We start from the raw sequence: 21,203 nt of genomic DNA on the forward strand, positions 1-21,203 counted from the left end.
CGTTCCCAGGGCGGTCAGTTGTAGTGCTGAATAGGAAGTGTGGGGATACGCAACGGCGCACGCCCGGCGGGGCGGGAGGGGTGTGTGCCCACTGGCGGCTGAGAGGGGTTGTTCGTGCCAGCTTTGCCATGCAGCACCACATACAGCACCACAGCGACGGTGGCCGCGCCCGCGGTTCCTCCTTCGCTCTCTCTTCCGGTCATCGAGGCGGCGTTTCCCCGGCAACTGCATCCGTATTGGCCTCAGTTGCAGGAGAACACGCGCTCCTGGCTGCTGGAAAAGCGGTTGATGCCGGCGGACAAGGTCGCAGAATATGCCGACGGTCTTTGCTATACGGACCTGATGGCCGGCTACTACCTCGGCGCACCCGACGAGGTGATGCAGGCCATCGCCGACTACAGCGCGTGGTTCTTCGTCTGGGACGACCGGCACGACCGTGACGTCGTGCACACCCGGTCCTCCTCCTGGCGGCAACTGCGGTTCCGCTTACACGCGGCCCTGGACGCCCCGGCCGCACATCTGCGGCACCGGGATCCGCTGGTCGCCGGGCTCGCGGACAGCGTGGGCCGGCTGTACGCCTTCCTTCCCGGTGCCTGGAACGCACGGTTCGCCCGGCACTTCCACACCGTGATCGAGGCGTACGACCGGGAATTCCGCAACCGCGTCGAAGGACGCATTCCCGGCGTCGAGGAATACCTCGCACTGCGCCGGCTGACCTTCGCCCACTGGATATGGACCGACCTGCTCGAACCGAGTGCGGGCTGCGAACTCCCGGACCCGGTACGAAAACACCCCGCCTTTCGGCGCGCGGCCCTGCTGAGTCAGGAATTCGCCGCCTGGTACAACGACCTCTGCTCGCTTCCCAAGGAATTGGCGGGCGATGAGGTGCACAATCTCGGAATCAGTCTCATCACCCACCAGGGACTGACTCTGGAAGAAGCGGTCGGCGAAGTCCGGCGACGCGTCGAGGAATGCATATCCGAGTTCCTCGCCGTCGAAATGGACGTCCTCTTGCTCGCCGACCGGCTCACCGACGGGACCGTCCGCGGAAAGGAACTCGGCGCCGCCGTGCGGGCCTGCCTCGGCAATATGCGGAACTGGTTCAGTTCCGTCTACTGGTTCCACCACGAGTCCGGCCGATACATGGTCGACAGCTGGGACGACCGGTCCACGCCCCCGTACGTCAACAATGAAGCGGCAGGTGAGAAATGACCGTCGAGTCGGTACAGCCCGCGACCCCTGAGGCATCCGAACCGAGTGAGCCGCCTTTGGCCGGTGGCGGGGTACCGCTGCTCGGACACGGCTGGAAGCTGGCCCGCGATCCGCTGGCCTTCATGGCCCGGCTGCGCGACCACGGCGACATCGTGCGCCTCAAACTCGGCCCCAAGGCGGTGTACGCCGTCACCGCGCCGGATCTCGTCGGCGCCCTCGCGCTCAGCCCGGACTACATCATCTCCGGACCCCTGTGGGAGACCCTGGAGGACCTGCTCGGCAAGGAGGGCGTGGCTACGGCCAACGGCCCGCTGCACCGCCGCCAACGCCGCACGATCCAGCCCGCGTTCCGGCTCGACGCCATCCCCGGCTACGGGCCGGTCATGGAGGAGGAGGCGCACGCGCTCGTCGAGCGCTGGCGCGGCGGCGAGGTCCTCGACGTCACCGCGGAGTCCTTCCGGGTGTCCGTGCGCATCTCCGCCCGCTGTCTGATGCGCGGCAGCTATATGGACGCCCGGTCCGAGCGCATCACCTCCGCGCTCGCCACCCTGTTCGCCGGTATGTACCAGCGCATGGTCGTACCCCTCGGACCGCTTTATCGGGTACCGATTCCGGCCAACCGCGTATTCAACCGGGCACTGGCCGATCTGCATCGGCTGGTGGACGAGATCATCGCCGAGCGCCGTGCGTCCGGTCAAAAACCGGACGATTTGCTGACAGCTTTGCTGGAGGCGAAGGACGAGAATGGCGACCCCATCGGGGAACAGGAGATCCACGACCAGGTCATCGCGATACTCACCCCGGGCAGCGAAACCGCCGGCTCCGTGGTCATGTCGCTGCTCCACGTCCTCACCGAGCACCCCGAGCAGGTGGACAAGATCCGCGAGGAGGTGAAAAGCGTCGTCGGTGACCGGCCGGTCGCATTCGGCGACGTCCGAAAGCTGCGGCACACCGCCAATGTCGTGGTCGAGACCATGCGGCTGTATCCCGCCGTATGGATATTGACCCGGCGCGCGGTGACCGACACCGAGCTCGGCGGATACCGCATTCCCGCCGGCGCCGACATCGTCTACAGCCCCTACGCGGTACAGCGCGATCCGCGGTCGTACGAGCGGCATACGGAGTTCGATCCCGACCGCTGGCTGCCCGGCGGCTCCCCGGAGGTGCCGAAATACGCCATGACGCCGTTCGGCGTCGGCAACCGGAAGTGCCCGAGCGACCACTTCTCGATGGCCGAGCTGACGCTGATCGCCGCCGTGGTGGCATCCGCGTTCCGCTTCGCGCCGGCGCCCGGCTCCGACTCCCGGACGCACGTCGGCATCACCCTGCGGCCGCGCAAGCTGCTGCTGCGGGCGACCACGGAGTGAGAACCGGGTGACCGGGTGAGAGCTGCGGCTCAGGCGACGGCCTGCGGGCCGCGGAACGTGCGTCGGTAGGCGTTGGGGGTCGTCCCCAACGCCTGCACGAACTGGTGGCGCAGGGCTCCCGCGGTGCCGAAGCCGGCCCGCCAGGCGATCGCGTCCACCGTCTCGTCCGTCGCCTCCAGCAGGTGCTGTGCCAGCAGCACCCGTTGGCGCAGCAGCCACCGGTAGGGGGTGGTGCCCGTCTCCTGCTGGAAGCGGCGGGCGAAGGTGCGCGGGGACATATGGGCGCGCTCCGCGAGCTGCTCGACCGTGACCTCCTGGTCGAGATGCTCCTCCATCCACACCAGCACCCCGCCGACCGTGTCGCACGCCGACCGGGGCAGCGGGCGCGCGATGTACTGCGCCTGGCCGCCGTCCCGATGCGGCGGTACGACCATCCGGCGCGCGATGCCGTTGGCCACGTCGGGCCCCTGCTCCTTGCGTACGAGGTGCAGACAGGCGTCGATCCCGGCGGCCGTGCCGGCGGAGGTGATCACCGGGTCCTCGTCGACGTAGAGGACGTCCGGCTCGACGGTCGTCCGCGGATGGCGGCGGGCCAGCAGGTCCGCGTGCCGCCAGTGCACCGCGCAGCGCCGCCCGTCGAGCAGTCCCGCCGCGCCCAGCACGAAGACGCCCGAGCAGACGCTGAGCACCCGGGCGCCCCGGTCCACGCCCCGGCGCAGGGCGGCGAGCAGCTCGGGCGGGTACTCCCGCTCGACGTTCGCGTCCGAGGCCGGCACGGCGATCAGGTCGGCCTCCTCCAGCCGGTCGAGGCCGTACGGCGTGGAGACGGTGAGTCCGCCGACATGGGTGCGCAGGACCGGGCCTTCCGCCGACACGACGGCGAAGTCGTACTTCGGCAGCCCCTCGTCGCTGCGGTCGAGGCCGAACACCTCGCACAGGACGCCGAGCTCGAAGGGATGCACACCGTCGAGGAGGACGGCGGCCACGTTCTGCAGCATGGTGCCAGTGTGCCACCACAGTGGCAGGAATTTGAAGGTGTACGGCAGTCCTGCCACTCCCGGTCAGGAGTCTCAGGCAGGACAGTGGTGTCCATGAACACGAACCAGACAGAAGGCCTGATCGGAATGCTCATGGTCCTCGGGATCATGGTTCTCCTGATCCTCCCGTCCGTGCTCGGCATCGTGCGCGACAGGCGCGCCGACCGGCAGATCAGGGAGGCTCAGGAGAACCGCGAGAGCCGGGAGACCCAGGAGGATCAGAAGTCCTCGTCCAGGTCCACGGTGCCCTCCACCGCGACCTGGTACGCCGACGGACGACGCTCGAAGAAGTTGGTCAGCTCCTGAACGCCCTGGAGCTCCATGAAGGAGAACGGGTTCTCCGAGCCGTACACCGGAGCGAAGCCGAGCCGCGCCAGACGCTGGTCGGCGACGCACTCCAGGTACTGCCGCATGGAGTCGGTGTTCATCCCCGGGAGGCCGTCGCCGCACAGGTCACGGGCGAACTGCAGCTCGGCCTCGACGGCCTCCCGCAGCATGTCGGTGACCTCCTGCCGGAGCTGGTCGTCGAAGAGCTCCGGCTCCTCCTTGCGGACCGTGTCGACGACCTCGAAGGCGAAGCTCATGTGCATCGTCTCGTCGCGGAACACCCAGTTGGTGCCGGTCGCCAGGCCGTGCAGCAGGCCCCGGCTGCGGAACCAGTAGACGTACGCGAACGCGCCGTAGAAGAACAGGCCCTCGATGCACGCGGCGAAGCAGATCAGGTTGAGCAGGAAGCGGCGGCGGTCGGCCTGGGTCTGCAGGCTGTCCAGCTTCTCGACCTCGTTGATCCACTTGAAGCAGAACTCTGCCTTCTCGCGGATCGACGGGATGTTCTCCACCGCGTCGAACGCCGCCGCCCGGTCCTCCGGGTCGGGGAGGTAGGTGTCCAGCAGCGTCAGATAGAACTGGACGTGGACGGCCTCCTCGAACAGCTGCCTCGAGAGATACAGGCGCGCCTCGGGCGAGTTGATGTGCTTGTACAGCGTCAGCACGAGGTTGTTCGCCACGATCGAGTCGCCCGTCGCGAAGAACGCGACCAGCCGGCCGATCATGTGCTGCTCGCCCTCGGACAGCTTCGCGAGGTCGGTCACGTCCGAGTGGAGGTCCACCTCCTCCACGGTCCAGGTGTTCTTGATGGCGTCCCGGTAGCGCTCGTAGAAGTCCGGGTAGCGCATCGGGCGCAGCGTCAGCTCGAAGCCCGGGTCGAGAAGGTTCTTCTCGGTCTTTTCGGGGGCGGTGGACATTACTGGCAGGCCTCGCAGGACTCGGGGTTCTCAAGAGAGCAGGCGACCGCGTCTTCGGGGGTCGTCTGTACGGGGATCGGGGTCTGCGCCTGGGCGGCGCGGGCGATGCGGGTCGCCGGGCGCGAGCGCAGGTAGTACGTCGTCTTCAGGCCCGACTTCCAGGCGTACGCGTACATCGAGGAGAGCTTGCCGATGGTCGGCGTCTCCAGGAACAGGTTCAGCGACTGCGCCTGGTCCAGGTACGGGGTGCGGGCGGCGGCCATGTCGATCAGGCCGCGCTGCGGGATCTCCCACGCTGTGCGGTACAGGTCGCGGACCTCGGCCGGGATCCAGGCGAACTCCTGCACCGAGCCGTTGGACTCGCGCAGCGCCTCACGGGTGCGGGCGTCCCAGACGCCGAGCTCCTTCAGGTCGTTCACCAGGTACGAGTTGACCTGGAGGAACTCACCGGACAGCGTCTCGCGCTTGAACAGGTTGGACACCTGCGGCTCGATGCACTCGTACACGCCCGCGATGGACGCGATGGTGGCGGTCGGCGCGATGGCCAGCAGCAGCGAGTTGCGCAGGCCGGTCGCCGCGATCCGCCCGCGCAGGGCGGCCCAGCGCTCCGGCCAGGTGAACTCGACGCCGTAGTGGTCGGGGTGCAGCACACCGCGGGCGGTCCGGGTCTTGTCCCAGGCGGGCAGCGGGCCGCTGCGCTCGGCCAGGTCGGCGGAGGCCTCGTACGCGGCCAGCATGACGCGCTCGGCGATCCGCGTGGACAGGGCCTTGGCCTCGGCGGAGTCGAACGGCAGCCGCAGCTTGAAGAAGACGTCCTGGAGGCCCATCGCCCCCAGACCGACCGGACGCCAGCGGGCGTTGGAACGGCCCGCCTGCTCGGTCGGGTAGAAGTTGATGTCGACGACCCGGTCGAGGAAGGTGACGGCGGTGCGGACGGCCTCGTCCAGCCGCTCCCAGTCGATGCCGTCCCCGCCTTCGGCCGCCGGGTCGACGAACGCGCCGAGGTTCACCGAGCCCAGGTTGCAGACGGCCGTCTCGCCGTCGTCGGTGACCTCCAGGATCTCCGTGCAGAGGTTGGAGGAGTGCACGACGTGACCCGGCTCGGCCGTCTGGTTGGCGGTGCGGTTGGCGGCGTCCTTGAAGGTCATCCAGCCGTTGCCGGTCTGCGCGAGAGTGCGCATCATGCGGCCGTACAGGTCACGCGCCGGGATGGTCTTCTTGGCGAGGCCCGCCGCCTCGGCCTTGCGGTAGGCCGCGTCGAACTCCTCGCCCCACAGGTCGACCAGCTCGGGCACGTCGGCCGGGGAGAACAGCGACCACTGCCCGTCGGCGTTGACGCGGCGCATGAACTCGTCCGGGATCCAGTGCGCGAGGTTCAGGTTGTGCGTACGGCGGGCGTCCTCACCGGTGTTGTCCCGCAGCTCCAGGAACTCCTCGATGTCCGAGTGCCAGGTCTCCAGGTAGACCGCGGCCGCGCCCTTGCGCCGGCCGCCCTGGTTCACGGCGGCGACCGAGGCGTCCAGGGTCTTCAGGAACGGCACGATGCCGTTGGAGTGCCCGTTGGTGCCGCGGATCAGCGAACCGCGGCTGCGGATCCGGGAGTACGACAGCCCGATGCCGCCGGCGTGCTTCGAGAGCCGGGCGACCTGGTGGTAGCGGTCGTAGATGGAGTCCAGTTCGTCCAGCGGGGAGTCGAGGAGGTAGCAGGACGACATCTGGGGGTGCCGGGTGCCGGAGTTGAAGAGCGTGGGGGAGGACGGGAGGTAGTCCAGGCGGCTCATCAGGCCGTACAGCGCGGCGACCTCGTCCACCGCACGCGTGCTGTCGTCCTCGGCGAGGCCGGAGGCGACGCGCAGCAGGAAGTGCTGGGGCGTCTCGACGACCTTGCGGGTGATCGGGTGCCGCAGGAGGTAGCGGCTGTGCAGGGTGCGCAGCCCGAAGTAGCCGAAGCGGTCGTCGGCGGCCGTGTCGATCAGCGCGTCGAGGCGGGCCGCGTGCACGCGCACGAACTCGGCGGTGCGGTCCGCGATCAGACCCTCGCGGTGGCCGACGGAGACCGAGGCGGTGAACGACGCGACGCCCTGGGAGGCGGCCTCGGCGGCGATGCTGACGGTCAGCAGCCGGGCGGCCAGCTTCGAGTAGGCGGGGTCCTCGGAGATCAGGCCGGCGGCCGCCTCCGTCGCCAGTTCGCGCAGCTCCGCCTCGTCGGCCCGCGAGGACCGGCCGCGCAGGGCGGCGGCGGCGACCCGGCCGGGGGCGGCGTCGGGCAGGTCGGCGGTCAGCTCGGTCAGGGTCCGCAGCAACGCGTTCCCGGGACCGTCGGTCTCCAGCTCGAAGACTGAAACCGGGTCGGCTGGCGCGATGGTCACGTGAGGCTCTCCCTCGCTCGGCAGGGGGCCCGGCGGAGGGCAGGGCGGCACACGAGCGCACGGGGCGTCGCGTCCACCGGCCCACTCCGCGAGGCCCGGACGTCAGGGCACCCGGACCGGGACGGCCGGGCGCGCTGTCGGCAGGACCTCGGACTGAACAGGCGTGCGTATACGGGTGGATACACACGCGTGTACACCGTTGCGGGACAGTTCCGGATTCGCACCGGATTCCCCTGCGGCGACAGCGAGCATGAGCATACATCTTGTGCCCGGCTGTCGTGTCACCCCCAGATGTTGTGTCGCGCCGGTTTCAGAGCGTCAACTTGTAGGCGAGGAGAGTGATGTCGGCCGGCTGCGGGAGGGGCTTCCAGTCCCGCTCGGGTGTGCGGACGAAACCGAGGCGTTCGTAGATGCGGTGGGCGGCCGCCATGGTGCGCTGGGTCGACAGGACGACGGCCGTGCAGCCCTCCGCCGCCCGCGCCCGGTCGAGGCAGGCCCGCACGAGGGCCTCGCCGGCGCCCCGGCCGCGTGCCTCGCGCCCGACCGCCAGCATCCGTATCTCGCCGGGGCGCGAGATGTCGGCCATCGGACCTCCCGAGGGGACGAAGGTCACTCCGCCGAGGACCGCGTCACCCTCCACGGCGACCAGCACCTCGGCGGCGGCCGCGCGTTTCGCGACGTCCCTCAGCTCGCGGAAGTACTCGTCGCTCTCGCCGAAGTCGAGCAGCCCGTCGTCGAGGTAGGCGCGGGCCGTGAGGTCGCCGAGGGCGTCGTGCTCGGTGGGTCGCACCGGCCGGATGAGGATGTCCACGCCGGGCAGTGTGCAACACGCGCACGACGACGGGCCGCCGGACTTCTCCGGCGGCCCGTCGTCGTGCGCTTCGCCCGGTGCTCGGGTCAGTGACCGGCGTTCGCCGTCGCCGGGGGCAGTTCCTTCTGGACGCCCGGGTCGCCTGCGTCCGCCGTGTAGTCCTCCGGCCTGGTCTCGTCGACGCCCTCCGGGGCCTTGAGCGCCTTCAGGACGAAGGTCAGGACCACCGTGACGGCGATGTTCAGGACGAACGCCGTCAGGCCGATGTAGCCGATCTCGCCGATGCCCGGGATCTCCTTCGACGAGCCGCCGAAGTGCTTCTGGGTCGGGGAGGCGACGCCGTACGCGGCGACCGTGCCGTAGACCATGCCGACCGCCCAGCCGGCCAGCAGGGCCCAGCGGTGGAACCAGCGGGTGAAGAGGCCGCCGACCAGGGCCGGGAAGGTCTGGAGGATCCAGATGCCGCCCAGCAGCTGGAAGTTGATGGCGACCGTCTTGTCCATGGTGAGGACGAAGACCAGGGCCCCCACCTTCACCAGGAGCGAGACCAGCTTGGAGACCTTGGTCTCCTGCGCGGGCGTCGCGTCCGGCTTGATGAAGTCCTTGTAGATGTTGCGCGTGAAGAGATTCGCGGCAGCGATCGACATGATGGCCGCCGGCACGAGCGCGCCGATGCCGATCGCCGCGAACGCCACGCCCGCGAACCAGGCCGGGAACATGTCCTCGAACAGCTGCGGGATGGCCAGCTGCCCGTTGCTGACCTTGACCCCGGCCGCGATCGCCATGAAGCCGAGCAGCGCGAGCAGGCCCAGCATCAGGGAGTACAGCGGCAGGATCGTGGTGTTGCGGCGGATCACCTCACGGCTGCGTGAGGACAGCGTCGCCGTGATCGAGTGCGGGTACATGAACAGCGCCAGAGCCGAGCCCAACGCCAGCGTCGCGTACGTCCACTGGCCGGGTTCGCCCGGAGCCAGCGCGCCGCGCGGCTTGCCCGTCGCCGGGTTGGTCTGGCTGAACGCCTCGCCCGCCTTGGCGAAGATGTCGTCGAAACCGCCGAGCTTGATCGGGATGTAGATGATCGCCACCGCGATGACGATGTAGATCAGCGTGTCCTTCACGAACGCGATCAGCGCGGGGGCCCGCAGACCCGAGGAGTAGGTGTAGGCGGCCAGCACGCCGAACGCGATCAGCAGCGGCAGGTCCTTCACGAACCAGTTGGTGTTCTCGCCGCCGCCGACGCCCATCACGTCGAGTACCGCCTGGATGCCCACGAGCTGCAGCGCGATGTATGGCATCGTTGCCAGGATGCCGGTGAGGGCGACCGCCAGCGACAGGCCCTTCGAGCCCCAGCGGCCGCGCACGAAGTCGGACGTCGTCACATAGCCGTGCTTGTGCGAGACCGACCACAGGCGGGGCAGGAACGTGAAGATCAGCGGGTAGACGAGGATCGTGTACGGCACCGCGAAGAAGCCGGCCGCGCCCGCCGCGTAGATCGCCGCCGGGACGGCGACGAAGGTGTACGCGGTGTAGAGGTCGCCGCCGAGCAGGAACCAGGTGACCCAGGTGCCGAACGACCGGCCGCCCAGGCCCCATTCGTCGAGGCTGTGCTCGTTCTCGGCCTTGCGCCAGCGCGCGGCCAGGAAGCCCATGGCCGTGACGGCCAGGAAGAAGAAGATGAAGACGGCGAGCGCCACGCCGTTCACGCCGTCGTTCACTCCGACGCACCGCCGCCCTGGGGCTTACGGCCGCGCTGGTCGAGCTGCCACAGCTTGTACGCGATCACCGTGAGCACCGTGGACACCAGTACCCACAGCATCTGGTACCAGTAGAAGAAGGGGATCCCGATGAACGCGGGATCCACCTTGGCGTACGAACCCACCCACAGCATCGCCACGAACGGCGCGAGCAGGCACAGGGCGATGACGACGCGCACAGGCGTCACCACCGGCTCCTTCGGCACTTCCGGGGCATCTGACATCGGCGGCTCCATCCCCTCGCTGATCGCCTTGATCACCGTTGTAATGCGCAGGCAATGTAAGGGACGAATAAGCGCAGCGGAAGACCGCGTCCGTAGACGACCGCGTACGACTACAAGATCCTCACTCGGCGGGCCGCTTCAGGCGCGCCACGAACTTGTACCGGTCGCCCCGGTACACCGACCGCACCCACTCCACCGGCTGGCCGTCCTTGTCCAGCGAGTGGCGGGAGAGCATCAGCATCGGCAGGCCCACGTCGGTGCCGAGCAGACCGGCCTCGCGGGGGGTGGCCAGGGAGGTCTCTATGGTCTCCTCGGCCTCGGCGAGATGGACGTCGTAGACCTCGGCGAGCGCGGTGTACAGGGACGTGTACTTGGCCAGCGACCTGCGCAGGGCGGGGAAACGCTTCGCCGACAGATGGGTCGTCTCGATCGCCATCGGCTCGCCGTTGGCCATGCGCAGCCGCTCGATGCGCAGCACGCGCCCGCCTGCCGCGATGTCGAGCAGCCCGGCGAGGCGGTCGTCGGCGGTGATGTAGCCGATGTCCAGCAGCTGCGAGGTCGGTTCCAGGCCCTGGGCGCGCATGTCCTCGGTGTACGAGGTGAGCTGGAGCGCCTGGGAGACCTTCGGCTTGGCGACGAAGGTGCCCTTGCCCTGGATGCGTTCCAGCCGGCCCTCGACGACCAGTTCCTGGAGGGCCTGCCGGACGGTCGTGCGCGAGGTGTCGAACTCGGCCGCCAGCGTGCGCTCGGGCGGGACCGGGGTGCCCGGGGACTGGGTCTCCGTCATGTCCAGCAGGTGCTTCTTGAGACGGTAGTACTTGGGCACACGCGCGGTACGGACGGTCGCCCCACCCTCGTTCTCCGCACTGCTGACGTCGGTGCTCATGGCCTGCCTTCCCGGCTGCGGATGCGGTCACATCGTGGCACGGCAGCCTATCGGGAGGCCCGCACACTCCGTGATCCCTTCTGTATACCGTCGCCGTCACTTTTGGTCTAGTCCACCAAGATAAGTGGTCTACCGGAGCCGCGCCGTCCGGGGTCGATGTTTTCGACGGCTTCTTACTTAAAGGTTCCTGCATATGTAGGTCCCATAACGGCTGGTCAAAGCCGTTTCGACCACCCTTGACAGCCGTATTGGTCTCAGCCAAGCTCTGCGCACTGGTCTACACCATTGGTCCAGGTCCCGGCTTATGAGCGGGAGGTGTGGGCATCCCTGAGGAGGGTGGCGTGAAGCGCAAGCTGATAGCCGCGATCGGTATCGCGGGCATGATGGTGTCCATCGCGGCGTGCGGGGACGACGGCGGCAGCGGTGACTCGAAGGGCTCCGACGCGAAGGAGCTGACCGTCTGGCTGACCGTCGACGCGCAGAACAACTGGCCCGAGCTGGTGAAGGCGGCCGACGCGGCGGTGGTGAAGGCGCACCCCGGCGTCAAGATCACCCACGAGTACTACGGCTGGCCGGACAAGAACGCCAAGCTCGACGCGGTTCTCGCCACCGACAAGGCCCCCGACGTGGTCGAGATGGGCAACACCGAGATGCTCGGTTACATGGTCAAGGGCGCGTTCGCCTCCCTCGACGCCTCGAAGTTCGACAACTCCTCCGCCTGGCTGGACGGACTCAAGGACTCGGTCACCTACGACGGCAAGACCTACGGCGTGCCGTACTACGCCGGCGGCCGCGTCGCCAACTGGCGCAAGGACGTCTTCGCCGCGGCCGGCGTCACCGCCACGCCGAAGACCTACGCGGAGCTCACCGCCGCCCTGGACAAGGTCCAGAAGAAGGAGGGCGACAAGTTCTCCGCCTGGTACCAGCCCACTCGCGACTGGTACGCGGCCATGTCCTTCGTCTACGACGCCGGCGGCTCCATCGCCAAGGAGGACGGCGGCCAGTGGAAGGGCAACCTGTCCTCGGCCGAGTCCGTCAAGGGCCTCACCGACTTCAAGAACGTCGTCGACAAGTACATGCACGGCGACAAGACCAAGGACGAGTCCGACCGTTACATCGTCTACGGCCAGGGCAAGTCAGGCATGATCTTCGCCCCGGCCTGGGAGGGCGCGACCGCTGCGGCGAAGGAGAACGACAAGACCGGCAAGCTCGCCGGCAACGTCGAGAACTTCGTCATGCCCGGCCCGTCCGGCAAGAACCTCCCGGTCTTCCTGGGCGGCTCCGACCTCGCCGTCCCGGTGAAGTCCAAGGCGCAGGACCTGGCCGCCGAGTGGATCAACGCCTTCACCGGCCCCTCCGGCCAGAAGGGCCTGATCGCCAAGGGCAACCTGCCCAACAACAAGACCGACCTCGCGACCCTCAAGAACGACCCGGCGACCGCCGTCCCGGCCACCGCCGCCGAGTCCAACTGGTTCGTCCCGATGGCCCCCGGCTGGGGACAGGTCGAGAAGGCCCAGGTGCTGCAGAACATGCTCCAGAGCATCGGCACCGGCAAGCAGACGGTCGAGGCCGCCGCGAAGGAAGCGGACGCCGCGATCGACAAGGTCATCAACACCAAGTGACCTGACGGCGGGGCCCCGACACCTCCGGGGCCCTGCCACTCGTACGACCGAGGGACCGCTGAGGAGCGCGCGGATGAGTGCCGACACGACCACCCCTGCCAAGGTGCCGCCGACGCGGCCGTCACCCCCACCGCCCGCACCGCCGGGAAGACCACGGGCGAAACGTTCTTCCGCCGGCACTCCCTGGCTGCTCCTCGCCCCCTGTCTGCTGGTCCTCGCCCTGGTGATGGGCTATCCGCTGGTCCGGCTGGTCACCCTCTCCTTCCAGAAGTTCGGGCAGTCCCAGCTCTGGGGCTTCCAGCCGGCCGAGTCGGTCGGGTTCGACAACTTCGCGGGCGTGCTGGGCGACGGCGAGTTCTGGCAGGTCGTCGTCCGCACGATCGTCTTCGCGGCGGGCTGCGTGATCCTCACGATGGTCCTCGGCATGATGATCGCCCTGCTGCTCCAGCGGGTCTCCGGCTGGGTGAAGACCCTGGTCAACATCGCGCTGGTGGCCAGCTGGGGGATGCCCGTCATCGTCGCCACCACCGTCTTCAAGTGGCTGTTCGACTCCGACTACGGCATCCTCAACGCGGTTCTGAGCAAGCTGCCCGGCGTCGAGCTGATCGGCCACAACTGGTTCGCGAGCGGACCGCAGGGCCTGGCCGTCATCATGCTGCTGGTGATCTGGGGCGCGGTCCCCTTCGTGGTCATCACCCTCAGCGCCGGCCTCACCCAGGTCCCCGCCGAACTGGAGGAGGCCGCCCGCCTCGACGGCGCGGGCTCCTGGGGCGTCTTCCGGTACGTCACCCTGCCCATCCTCAAGCCGATCATCGTGATGCTCACGACCCTGTCGGTCATCTGGGACATGGGCGTGTTCCCGCAGGTCTTCGTGATGCGCAACGGGCATCCGGAGCCCGAGTTCCAGCTCCTGACGACGTACTCCTACGACCGCGCGTTCGTCGTCAACGACTACGGACAGGGCTCGGCGATCGCCCTGATCACCGTGCTGCTGCTGCTCGGGGTGGTCGCCGTCTACATGCGTCAGATGCTGAAGATCGGAGAGGTCGAATGAGCAGCACGGTTTCCGCTCCGCGGCGGTCGAAACTCGGCTGGAACCTCCTCGGTCTGCTGGTCTTCCTCGTCGTCGGCTTCCCCGTCTACTGGATGCTCAACACGGCGTTCAAGCCGGCCAAGGACGCCATCGACCCGGACCCGAGCCTGCTGCCGACCGGCTTCACGCTCTCCAACTTCAGCCGTGCGCTGAACATCGCCGACTTCTGGGGCCCGGTGGGCCGCAGCCTGATCGTCTCCCTGGCGGTCGTCGTGATCGGAGTCGTCGTCGGCATGCTGGCGGCCCTCGCCATCTCCCGGTTCGCCTTCCGCGGCCGCAAGGTCGTGATCGTCGGCATCCTGGCCGTCCAGATGGTCCCGCTCGTCGCCATGATCATCCCGGTCTTCCTGCTGCTCAACGACCTGGGCCAGTACGACAAACTCAGCGGCCTGATCATCACGTACCTGACCTTCATCCTCCCCTTCACGGTGTGGACGCTGCGCGGCTTCATCGTCAACATCCCCAAGGAGCTGGAGGAGGCCGCGATGGTCGACGGCTGCTCCCGCACCGGCGCCTTCGTCCGCGTCGTCTTCCCCCTCCTCGCCCCCGGCATGGTCGCCACCTCGGTCTACGGCTTCATCCAGGCCTGGAACGAGTACCTCTACGCCCTGATGCTGCTCAGCCAGAAGAACCAGACCGCGACCGTGTGGCTCGGCAACTTCACCACCAAGCACGGCACCGAGTACGCCCCGATGATGGCCGGCGCCACGATGATGGCCCTACCGATCGTCGCCCTCTTCCTCCTCGTCCAGCGCAAGATGGCCGCGGGGCTGACCGCGGGCGCCGTGAAGGGATAACGCCCCCGATGACGACTTTCGCCAGCGGCACCGACACGCTCACCCGCGACGCCCTGACGGTCCTGCAACCCGGTTTCCCCGGCACCACCGCCCCCGACTGGCTGCTGCGCCGGCTCGGCGAGGGCCTGGCGTCGGTGGGGCTGTTCGGCAGGAACATCGCCTCACCCGAACAACTCGCCGCCCTGACCGCCCAGTTGCGCGCCGAACGCGGCGACGTCCTGGTCGCGATCGACGAGGAGGGCGGAGACGTCACGCGCCTGGAGGTGCGCACCGGCTCCAGCTTCCCCGGCAACCACGCGCTGGGCGCGGTCGACGACGTCTCCCTCACCCTGGAGGTCGCCGCCGAACTGGGCCGCCGCCTCGCCGAGTGCGGGGTCAACCTCAACTGGGCCCCGTCCGCGGACGTCAACTCCAACCCCGCTAACCCGGTCATCGGCGTCCGCTCCTTCGGCCCCGACCCCGACCTGGTCGCCCGGCACACCGCCGCCTACGTCACGGGCCTGCAGTCCGCGGGCGTCGCGGCCTGCACGAAGCACTTCCCGGGCCACGGCGACACGGCGGTCGACTCCCACCACGCGCTCCCGCGCATCGACGCCGACCCGGCGGTCCTCGCGGACCGGGAACTGACCCCGTTCCGCGCGGCCATCGCCGCCGGCAGCCGCGCCGTCATGACCGCGCACATCCTGGTCCCCGCCCTGGACCCCGCCCGACCGGCAACGTTGTCCCCCCGCATCCTCACCACCCTCCTGCGCGAGGAACTCGGCTACGACGGCCTGATCGTCACCGACGGCATGGAGATGCAGGCCGTGGCCGCGACCTACGGCATCGAGCGCGGCAGCGTCCTCGCGATCGCCGCCGGCGCCGACGCCATCTGCGTGGGCGGCGGCCTCGCGGACGACGAGACCGTACGCCGTCTGCGCGACGCCCTGATCACGGCCGTCCGCACCGGCGAACTGCCCGAACAACGCCTGGCGGACGCGGCGGAGCGGGTGCGCGCGCTGGCCCGCTGGGCGGCGACGGAGGCCAAGACCGGCGCCGCTCACACGCCTGAAGGCGCCGCGCACGCCGGACGCGCCGACATCGGCCTGGTCGCCGCCCGCCGAGCCCTCCGCCTCACCGGCGGCGACGTCTTCACGCCGCTCTCCGAAGCCCCGTTCGTCGCCGCGTTCACCCCGGTCGCGAACTTCGCCGTCGGGGACGAGACCCCGTGGGGTGTGGCCGCGGAGCTGCTGCGACTGCTGCCGGGGACGGAGACGGGCAGCTTCGCGGGCGTGGACGCCGGGCACGCGGCGCTGGTCGCGGCGGGGGAGCGGCGCATCGTCGTGGTGGTCCGCGACGAGCACCGCCACCCCTGGATGGCGACCGCCCTCGACACCGTCCTCACGGCCCGCCCGGACACGGTCGTCGTGGAGATGGGCGTCCCCCAGGCCCCACCCCGAGGCGTCCTGCACATCGCCACCCACGGCGCGGCCAGGGTCTGCGGCCGCGCGGCGGCGGAGGTCATCGCGGGCGCGTAAGGCTGTTACTTCAGGACAGGGTGCCGATTCCTCGAAGGAATCGGCACCCTGTCTCACCCAGGCCCTGTCCGGCCGATCATGCCGCAGACGCGGGGTGTGGCACGCTCCCCCAGAGGGGGGACCCCCGGCCGCGTTGTCGTCGGTTGGGCGACCAGCCCCGACGCACCGGCACTAGATCCCCTGCCAGCCGGGCTTGTTGGCGAAGGTGTGGCGGAAGTAGTCCGCCAACTTCAGCTTCGACGCCGCCCCTTCGTCGACGACAACCGTCGCATGCGGGTGCAACTGCAGCGCCGAGGCCGGGCAGACCGCGGCGACGGGCCCTTCGACGGTCGCTGCGACCGCGTCCGCCTTGCCCTCGCCCGTCGCGAGCAGCACCAGGTGCCGCGCCTCCAGGATCGTGCCGATCCCCTGCGTGATGACGTGGTGCGGGACCTGCTCGATGTCGCCGTCGAAGAAGCGCGCGTTGTCGACGCGGGTCTGCTCGGTCAGCGTCTTGATCCGGGTGCGCGAGGCCAGCGACGAGCACGGTTCGTTGAACCCGATGTGCCCGTCGGTGCCGATCCCGAGCAACTGGAGGTCGACCCCGCCGGCCTCGCCGAGCGCTCGGTCGTACGCCTCGCAAGCCCCCTGCACGTCCTCGGCCGTGCCGTCCGGCCCGAGGAACGCCTCCAGGCCGATGCCCAGCGGCCGCAGCACCTCGCGCAGCAGCACCGAGCGGTAGGACTCGGGGTGCTCGGCGGGCAGTCCCACGTATTCGTCGAGCTGGGCGATCCGCGCCCGCGCGGTGTCCACCGCGCCGGCGCGCGCCTTGGCGGCGAGCGCCTCGTAGATGGGCAGCGGGGTGGAGCCGGTGGCCACGCCGAGCAGAGCGTCCGGCTTGCGCCGCAGGAGCTGTGCCATGGCCTCGGCGATGAGCTCGCCGCCCGACCGGGCGTCCGGAACGATGACAACTTCCACGCTGGCCTGCCGTTCTCGTATCGCTGCGTATCCGTATGTGGTTTAGACCAATCTAGCAGGGCTCCCCGAAATTGCCCCTCGTATCTCACTCCGTGGAGGAACCCCCACAGGCTAGGCTGCGTTGTGGACGGTAGGGCATGGACACCTCTAGTGGTCTAGTCCACAATGGATGGTGCGGAAACAGCACAAGAACCTCCGTCTTCCCCGCACAGGAAGGCGGATCGAGGACCCGGAGCTCTCTGCCCTGACTGCCCCGGCTCCTCACCTTCGGCCGGTGGGACCGCACACCCCGCTTGGCCGTATTGCTCCGGGCTGCGGTGCCGGGAGGGCTGAGGGTCCCTCTCAGGCGCCGCGGCCCGCGGGTGTTTCCGGGCCTCTTCCCGGGCCCCTGGGTCGATCGCGCGCCACTCGGCGCATTTAGGCCCCCGACAAACCCACAGGTACGCTCGCAGACGTGCCCTCCATGAACGAACTCGTACGCCAGCACACCGCACTCGACGACTCCGACCTCGAGTGGCTCCACCTGCTGGTCTCGGAGTGGCAGCTGCTCTCCGACCTGTCCTTCGCCGACCTGGTCCTGTGGGTCCCCACCCGCGACGGCACCCGCTATGTCTCCGTCGCCCAGATGCGCCCCAACACGGGCCCCACCTCCTACCAGGACGACATGGTCGGCCACCTCGTCCCGCGCGGCCGCCGCCCGCTGCTGGACGCCGCCCTGGACGAGGGCCGGATCGTCCGCGAGGGCGACCCGGAGTGGCGCGAGGAGGTCCCCGTCCGGGTCGAGTCGATCCCCGTACGGCGTGAGGGTCGCGTCCTCGGCGTCATCGCCCGCAACACCAACCTGCTCACCGTGCGCACCCCGAGCCGCCTGGAACTCACCTACCTCCAGAGCGCCTCCGACCTCGCGCAGATGATCGCGGCCGGCTCCTTCCCGTTCCCCAACCAGCAGATGGACATGGACGCCGCCCCGCGCGTCGGCGACGGCCTGATCCGGGTCGACGGCGACGGCATCGTCCAGTACGCCTCCCCGAACGCGCTGTCCGCCTACCACCGGATGGGCCTCGCCTCCGACCTGGTCGGCCAGCACCTCGGCCTGACCACCGCCGAACTCGCCCCGACCCGGGGTCCGGTGGACGAGGCGCTCGCCAAGGTCGCCAGCGGCTGGGCGCCCCGCGAGTTCGAGATCGAGGCCAAGGACGGGGTCATCCAGTTCCGGGCGATCCCGCTCAAGCCCAAGGGCACCCGCATCGGCGCGCTCGTCCTGCTCCGTGACGTCACCGAACTGCGCCGTCGCGAGCGCGAGTTGATCACCAAGGACGCGACCATCCGGGAGATCCACCACCGGGTGAAGAACAACCTCCAGACGGTGGCGGCCCTGCTCCGCCTCCAGGCCCGCCGCATCGAGTCCGAGCGCGGCCGTGAGGCCCTCGAAGAGGCCGTGCGCCGGGTCGGCTCGATCGCCATCGTGCACGAGACGCTGTCCCAGAACCTGGACGAGCGGGTGGAGTTCGACGAGATCGCCGACCGGGTGCTGGCGATGGTGGCCGAGATCTCCCCGGGCAAGGTCGCCGGCCGGCGCACCGGACGCTTCGGCATCCTGGACGCCGAGGTCGCCACCCCGCTGTCCATGGTCCTCACCGAGATCCTCCAGAACGCCCTGGAGCACGGCTTCCGCGAGGGCGAGACCGGCACCGTCGAGGTCTCCGCGGTCCGCGGCGGCGGCACGAAGGAGGCCCGCCTCCTCGTCACCGTCCAGGACGACGGCGTCGGCCTCCCCGAGGGCTTCGACCCGCACACCTCCGGCAACCTCGGCCTCCAGATCGTCCGGACCCTGGTGGAGGGCGAGTTGGGCGGCACTTTCGACATGGTCCCGGCGCCGGAACGCGGCACACAGGTGATCCTGGACATCCCGGTGCGCTCGCAGAAGTAGCGCCCAGAAGCAGACCTCAGCAGCGGAGCCGGCAGCAGAGGCCAGAAGTAAGACCTGGGTAAGGCCACTTGGGCACAGCAAGAAGCCCCGGACCGTTCAGGGTCCGGGGCTCGAATGCTCGTTGCCAGCTTGTGCTGCGCATCGGGGGTACTGCGCGCTGCGGCTCGGGGGCGGGAGATGCGTACTCGCTGTACGCGCCGCCAAGCTCAGGCTTGTGGGGCGGGTGTTGTCAGGCGGTGGCCTGACGGGCCCGGTTGCGGGCGGCGCGACGCTTCATGGCACGGCGCTCGTCCTCGCTGAGACCACCCCAGACGCCGGAGTCCTGGCCGGACTCGAGCGCCCACTGCAGACACTGCTCCATAACCGGGCAGCGACGGCAGACGGCCTTGGCTTCCTCGATCTGCAGCAGCGCAGGACCGGTGTTGCCGATGGGGAAGAAGAGCTCGGGGTCTTCCTCGCGGCAAACGGCGTTGTGACGCCAGTCCATGGCTGCTACCTCTCCTTGGTATTACGTGCAGGTTGCTTGTGAATGTGAACGCTTTCACGAATCCCTCAACAAGTGAAGGGCCAACCCGCCAGCATGACTGGCGTGGTCCTGTGTGTTTGAAGAGGGGTTCCGGTGATCAGTGGATGCCGGTGTTGCGGGCTGTCCCGATCGCCACGTAGAGACTCGCAAACCTCAGCGGCGGATACAACCCCTACCGGAAAGTTTTTTTTGATTCCTCGGTGTCGACTAGGTCACAGCCGTACTTCCATGGGGTGGATCCTGGCCTAAACGTTCGAGTGAAAGGACTTCAGCCCTTTCTGCTCACACAATCACACGCAGTGCACGGCGTACGCCTGTGAACGTCACGCTGGTTCGCAGCCCGAGGTGGTCGCCGTCCATCTGGAGGGGCAACGGGACCTTCGAATGCAAGGTGAACTGGTCCAGGTCGTGCAGTGAGACGGCATGCCTGCCGTGCGGTCCCCGTTCGGGGGACGAAGTGAGCATCTGGGTGCCATATCGGGCAACTGCGACAGTGGACAGACGGCTGAGACCGAGTACGTCGAGCCCCGTATCGAACGAGGCCTTAGGCGACGCGTACACCGGGCGATTGCCCAGATAGGTCCACGGAGCCGTGTTGCAGACTATGGACAACACCAAATCGGTCACCGGCTCCGCACCCGCCCGCTCCAGGGTGATCGACCCGTGCCGGCGCTGTGATTCGCCCAACAGTTGACGGACGGCCTGGCGGAGGTAAAGAGCGTGTGTGGATTTTCTGCCGCGCTCCCGCTGCTGCTCCACCCGGCCCACCACCCCGGCGTCGAAACCGAGCCCGGCGTTGAAGGTGAACCAGCGCGACGGCACCGCCTCGTCCTCCGTGCCGGGCGTGCCCGAGGCCAGACCGAGGCCGACCGTGCGCTCGCCGTTCTCACGCAGCGCGTCCAGCAGGGCGCCGGTCGCCTCCACCGGGTCGTTGGGCAGACCCAGGGCGCGCGCGAAGACGTTGGTGGAACCGCCGGGGACCACCGCGAGGCCGGGCAGCTTGTCCGGATCCGGGCCGGCGTGCAGAAGACCGTTGACGACCTCGTTCACCGTGCCGTCGCCGCCGAGGGCGACCACCAGGTCGACGTTTCCGCTCTCCGCGGCCTGTCGGCCCAGGTCACGTGCATGACCGCGGTACTCGGTCGTGACCGCCTCGAGCTTCATCTCACTCGCGAGCGCGTGGATGAGGACGTCGCGCGTCCGTGCACTCGTAGTGGTTGCCGCCGGATTGACCACGAGAAGAGCACGCATGAGTTGCAGCGTACCTACTGGGTGGTACCGGGCACAGGCCGAGGTGGGGATCGGGTAAGACATCACGGAGTGAGCCTCGACACGAGCGCCGTGCCCCCGCGCCCGGGCGGCCCGAGGTCCGGCGGCGGGTGCGGGCTACCCTTCAGAGGTGAGCAGTGAGCAGACCCCCGCCGCCCCGGAAACCGCAGAACCCCGCCCGCGCCGGCTGACGTACGCCGCCGCGCTCGTCGCCCTGGAAGGGCTGACGCTGGTCGTCGGCGGGGTGTGGATGCTCGTCCTGGGGATCACCGGTGACCCGGACGACCGTCAGCAGGCCGTCACCGGCGGGATCACGCTCCTCGTGCTCGCGCTGCTGCCGCTGCTCGCCGCCCGTGGGCTGCTGGGACTGCGCGGCTGGAGCCGGGGGCCCGCCGTCATCACGCAGATCATGGCGCTGCCGGTGGCCTACAACCTGCTGCAGGCCGACAGCATGGCGATCCCGGCGGGCATCGCGCTCGCGGCCGTGGCCATCGCCTCGCTCGTGCTGCTCGTCAACGGTGAGACGACGCGGGCCCTCGGGATCCGGGGGCCCGGCCGCACATCGGAGTGAGCGCCGCTCCCCGACGA

19 protein-coding genes and 1 riboswitch are annotated in these 21,203 nt (G+C 69.1%); of the genes, 9 read left to right on the plus strand and 10 right to left on the minus strand.

What is annotated here, in order from left to right; genetic code table 11:
- Nucleotides 1–159 precede the first annotated feature (159 nt).
- On the plus strand, nucleotides 160–1,212 hold the full coding sequence (gene cyc1 / locus AB0J04_RS05175) for an epi-isozizaene synthase (protein WP_363166992.1): 1,053 nt from the start codon (nucleotides 160–162) through the stop codon (nucleotides 1,210–1,212).
- A complete protein-coding gene (locus tag AB0J04_RS05180; protein ID WP_363166993.1) occupies nucleotides 1,209–2,579 on the plus strand; it encodes a cytochrome P450 in 1,371 nt (456 codons plus the stop codon). Before cyc1 ends, AB0J04_RS05180 begins: the two co-directional genes overlap by 4 nt.
- Before the next feature lie 29 nt (nucleotides 2,580–2,608).
- Here AB0J04_RS05180 and AB0J04_RS05185 read toward each other — a convergent pair whose 3' ends face one another.
- Nucleotides 2,609–3,577 (minus strand): helix-turn-helix domain-containing protein, encoded by a 969-nt coding sequence (locus AB0J04_RS05185; protein ID WP_363166994.1) that lies wholly within the window; start codon nucleotides 3,575–3,577, stop codon nucleotides 2,609–2,611.
- A 93-nt stretch (nucleotides 3,578–3,670) separates the two neighbouring features.
- Here AB0J04_RS05185 and AB0J04_RS05190 point away from each other — a divergent pair, with 93 nt between their 5' ends.
- On the plus strand, nucleotides 3,671–3,922 hold the full coding sequence (locus AB0J04_RS05190; protein WP_363166995.1) for a hypothetical protein: 252 nt from the start codon (nucleotides 3,671–3,673) through the stop codon (nucleotides 3,920–3,922).
- On the opposite strand, the gene AB0J04_RS05195 is transcribed toward AB0J04_RS05190, so the two are convergent.
- The 6 genes from AB0J04_RS05195 to AB0J04_RS05220 form a co-directional block, all read right to left on the minus strand.
- The gene (locus AB0J04_RS05195) at nucleotides 3,835–4,860 is read right to left on the minus strand and encodes a ribonucleotide-diphosphate reductase subunit beta (protein ID WP_363166996.1); all 1,026 of its coding nucleotides are present in this window, start codon (nucleotides 4,858–4,860) and stop codon (nucleotides 3,835–3,837) included. The genes AB0J04_RS05190 and AB0J04_RS05195 overlap by 88 nt on opposite strands.
- A complete protein-coding gene (locus AB0J04_RS05200) occupies nucleotides 4,860–7,229 on the minus strand; it encodes a ribonucleoside-diphosphate reductase subunit alpha (protein WP_363166997.1) in 2,370 nt (789 codons plus the stop codon). Before AB0J04_RS05200 ends, AB0J04_RS05195 begins: the two co-directional genes overlap by 1 nt.
- 143 nt (nucleotides 7,230–7,372) lie before the next feature.
- Nucleotides 7,373–7,462, minus strand: a riboswitch (cobalamin riboswitch).
- Between the two features lie 77 nt (nucleotides 7,463–7,539).
- A complete protein-coding gene (locus tag AB0J04_RS05205; RefSeq protein ID WP_363166998.1) occupies nucleotides 7,540–8,040 on the minus strand; it encodes a GNAT family N-acetyltransferase in 501 nt (166 codons plus the stop codon).
- Nucleotides 8,041–8,126: 86 nt separating this feature from the next.
- Nucleotides 8,127–9,755 carry a monocarboxylate uptake permease MctP gene (gene mctP, locus AB0J04_RS05210; protein ID WP_363166999.1) on the minus strand — a complete coding sequence of 543 codons (1,629 nt, stop codon included), beginning with the start codon at nucleotides 9,753–9,755 and terminating at the stop codon, nucleotides 8,127–8,129.
- Nucleotides 9,752–10,018 (minus strand): DUF3311 domain-containing protein, encoded by a 267-nt coding sequence (locus AB0J04_RS05215; RefSeq protein ID WP_363167000.1) that lies wholly within the window; start codon nucleotides 10,016–10,018, stop codon nucleotides 9,752–9,754. Before AB0J04_RS05215 ends, mctP begins: the two co-directional genes overlap by 4 nt.
- A 121-nt stretch (nucleotides 10,019–10,139) precedes the next feature.
- The gene (locus AB0J04_RS05220) at nucleotides 10,140–10,904 is read right to left on the minus strand and encodes a GntR family transcriptional regulator (RefSeq protein WP_363167001.1); all 765 of its coding nucleotides are present in this window, start codon (nucleotides 10,902–10,904) and stop codon (nucleotides 10,140–10,142) included.
- A gap of 341 nt (nucleotides 10,905–11,245) precedes the next feature.
- Between AB0J04_RS05220 and AB0J04_RS05225 the strand changes: the two genes are divergently transcribed.
- From AB0J04_RS05225 to AB0J04_RS05240, 4 genes are all read left to right on the plus strand, one after another.
- Nucleotides 11,246–12,526 (plus strand): extracellular solute-binding protein, encoded by a 1,281-nt coding sequence (locus tag AB0J04_RS05225; protein ID WP_363167002.1) that lies wholly within the window; start codon nucleotides 11,246–11,248, stop codon nucleotides 12,524–12,526.
- A 73-nt stretch (nucleotides 12,527–12,599) separates the two neighbouring features.
- Nucleotides 12,600–13,580 carry a sugar ABC transporter permease gene (locus AB0J04_RS05230; RefSeq protein WP_363167003.1) on the plus strand — a complete coding sequence of 327 codons (981 nt, stop codon included), beginning with the start codon at nucleotides 12,600–12,602 and terminating at the stop codon, nucleotides 13,578–13,580.
- Nucleotides 13,577–14,416 (plus strand): carbohydrate ABC transporter permease, encoded by an 840-nt coding sequence (locus AB0J04_RS05235; protein WP_363167004.1) that lies wholly within the window; start codon nucleotides 13,577–13,579, stop codon nucleotides 14,414–14,416. The genes AB0J04_RS05230 and AB0J04_RS05235 overlap by 4 nt, the downstream gene beginning before the upstream one ends.
- Nucleotides 14,417–14,424: 8 nt before the next feature.
- Nucleotides 14,425–15,933: a glycoside hydrolase family 3 protein gene (locus tag AB0J04_RS05240; RefSeq protein WP_363167005.1), complete on the plus strand. Its 1,509-nt coding sequence runs from the start codon at nucleotides 14,425–14,427 to the stop codon at nucleotides 15,931–15,933.
- 171 nt (nucleotides 15,934–16,104) lie between these two features.
- Here AB0J04_RS05240 and nagB read toward each other — a convergent pair whose 3' ends face one another.
- A complete protein-coding gene (gene nagB / locus AB0J04_RS05245) occupies nucleotides 16,105–16,890 on the minus strand; it encodes a glucosamine-6-phosphate deaminase (RefSeq protein ID WP_363167006.1) in 786 nt (261 codons plus the stop codon).
- 454 nt (nucleotides 16,891–17,344) lie between these two features.
- On the opposite strand from nagB, the gene AB0J04_RS05250 reads away from it, so the two are divergent.
- The gene (locus AB0J04_RS05250; protein ID WP_363167007.1) at nucleotides 17,345–18,820 is read left to right on the plus strand and encodes a PAS domain-containing sensor histidine kinase; all 1,476 of its coding nucleotides are present in this window, start codon (nucleotides 17,345–17,347) and stop codon (nucleotides 18,818–18,820) included.
- A 229-nt stretch (nucleotides 18,821–19,049) separates the two neighbouring features.
- Here AB0J04_RS05250 and AB0J04_RS05255 read toward each other — a convergent pair whose 3' ends face one another.
- Both AB0J04_RS05255 and AB0J04_RS05260 read right to left on the minus strand, forming a co-directional pair.
- Nucleotides 19,050–19,307: a WhiB family transcriptional regulator gene (locus tag AB0J04_RS05255; RefSeq protein ID WP_006380970.1), complete on the minus strand. Its 258-nt coding sequence runs from the start codon at nucleotides 19,305–19,307 to the stop codon at nucleotides 19,050–19,052.
- 321 nt (nucleotides 19,308–19,628) lie between these two features.
- Nucleotides 19,629–20,597 (minus strand): diacylglycerol kinase family protein, encoded by a 969-nt coding sequence (locus AB0J04_RS05260; RefSeq protein ID WP_363167008.1) that lies wholly within the window; start codon nucleotides 20,595–20,597, stop codon nucleotides 19,629–19,631.
- A gap of 148 nt (nucleotides 20,598–20,745) precedes the next feature.
- Between AB0J04_RS05260 and AB0J04_RS05265 the strand changes: the two genes are divergently transcribed.
- Entirely contained in the window at nucleotides 20,746–21,186 is a 441-nt protein-coding gene (locus tag AB0J04_RS05265) for a hypothetical protein (protein WP_363167009.1), read from the plus strand.
- The last annotated feature ends 17 nt before the right edge of the window (nucleotides 21,187–21,203 follow it).

This window comes from Streptomyces sp. NPDC050263, assembly GCF_040655955.1.
Lineage (GTDB): Bacteria > Actinomycetota > Actinomycetes > Streptomycetales > Streptomycetaceae > Streptomyces.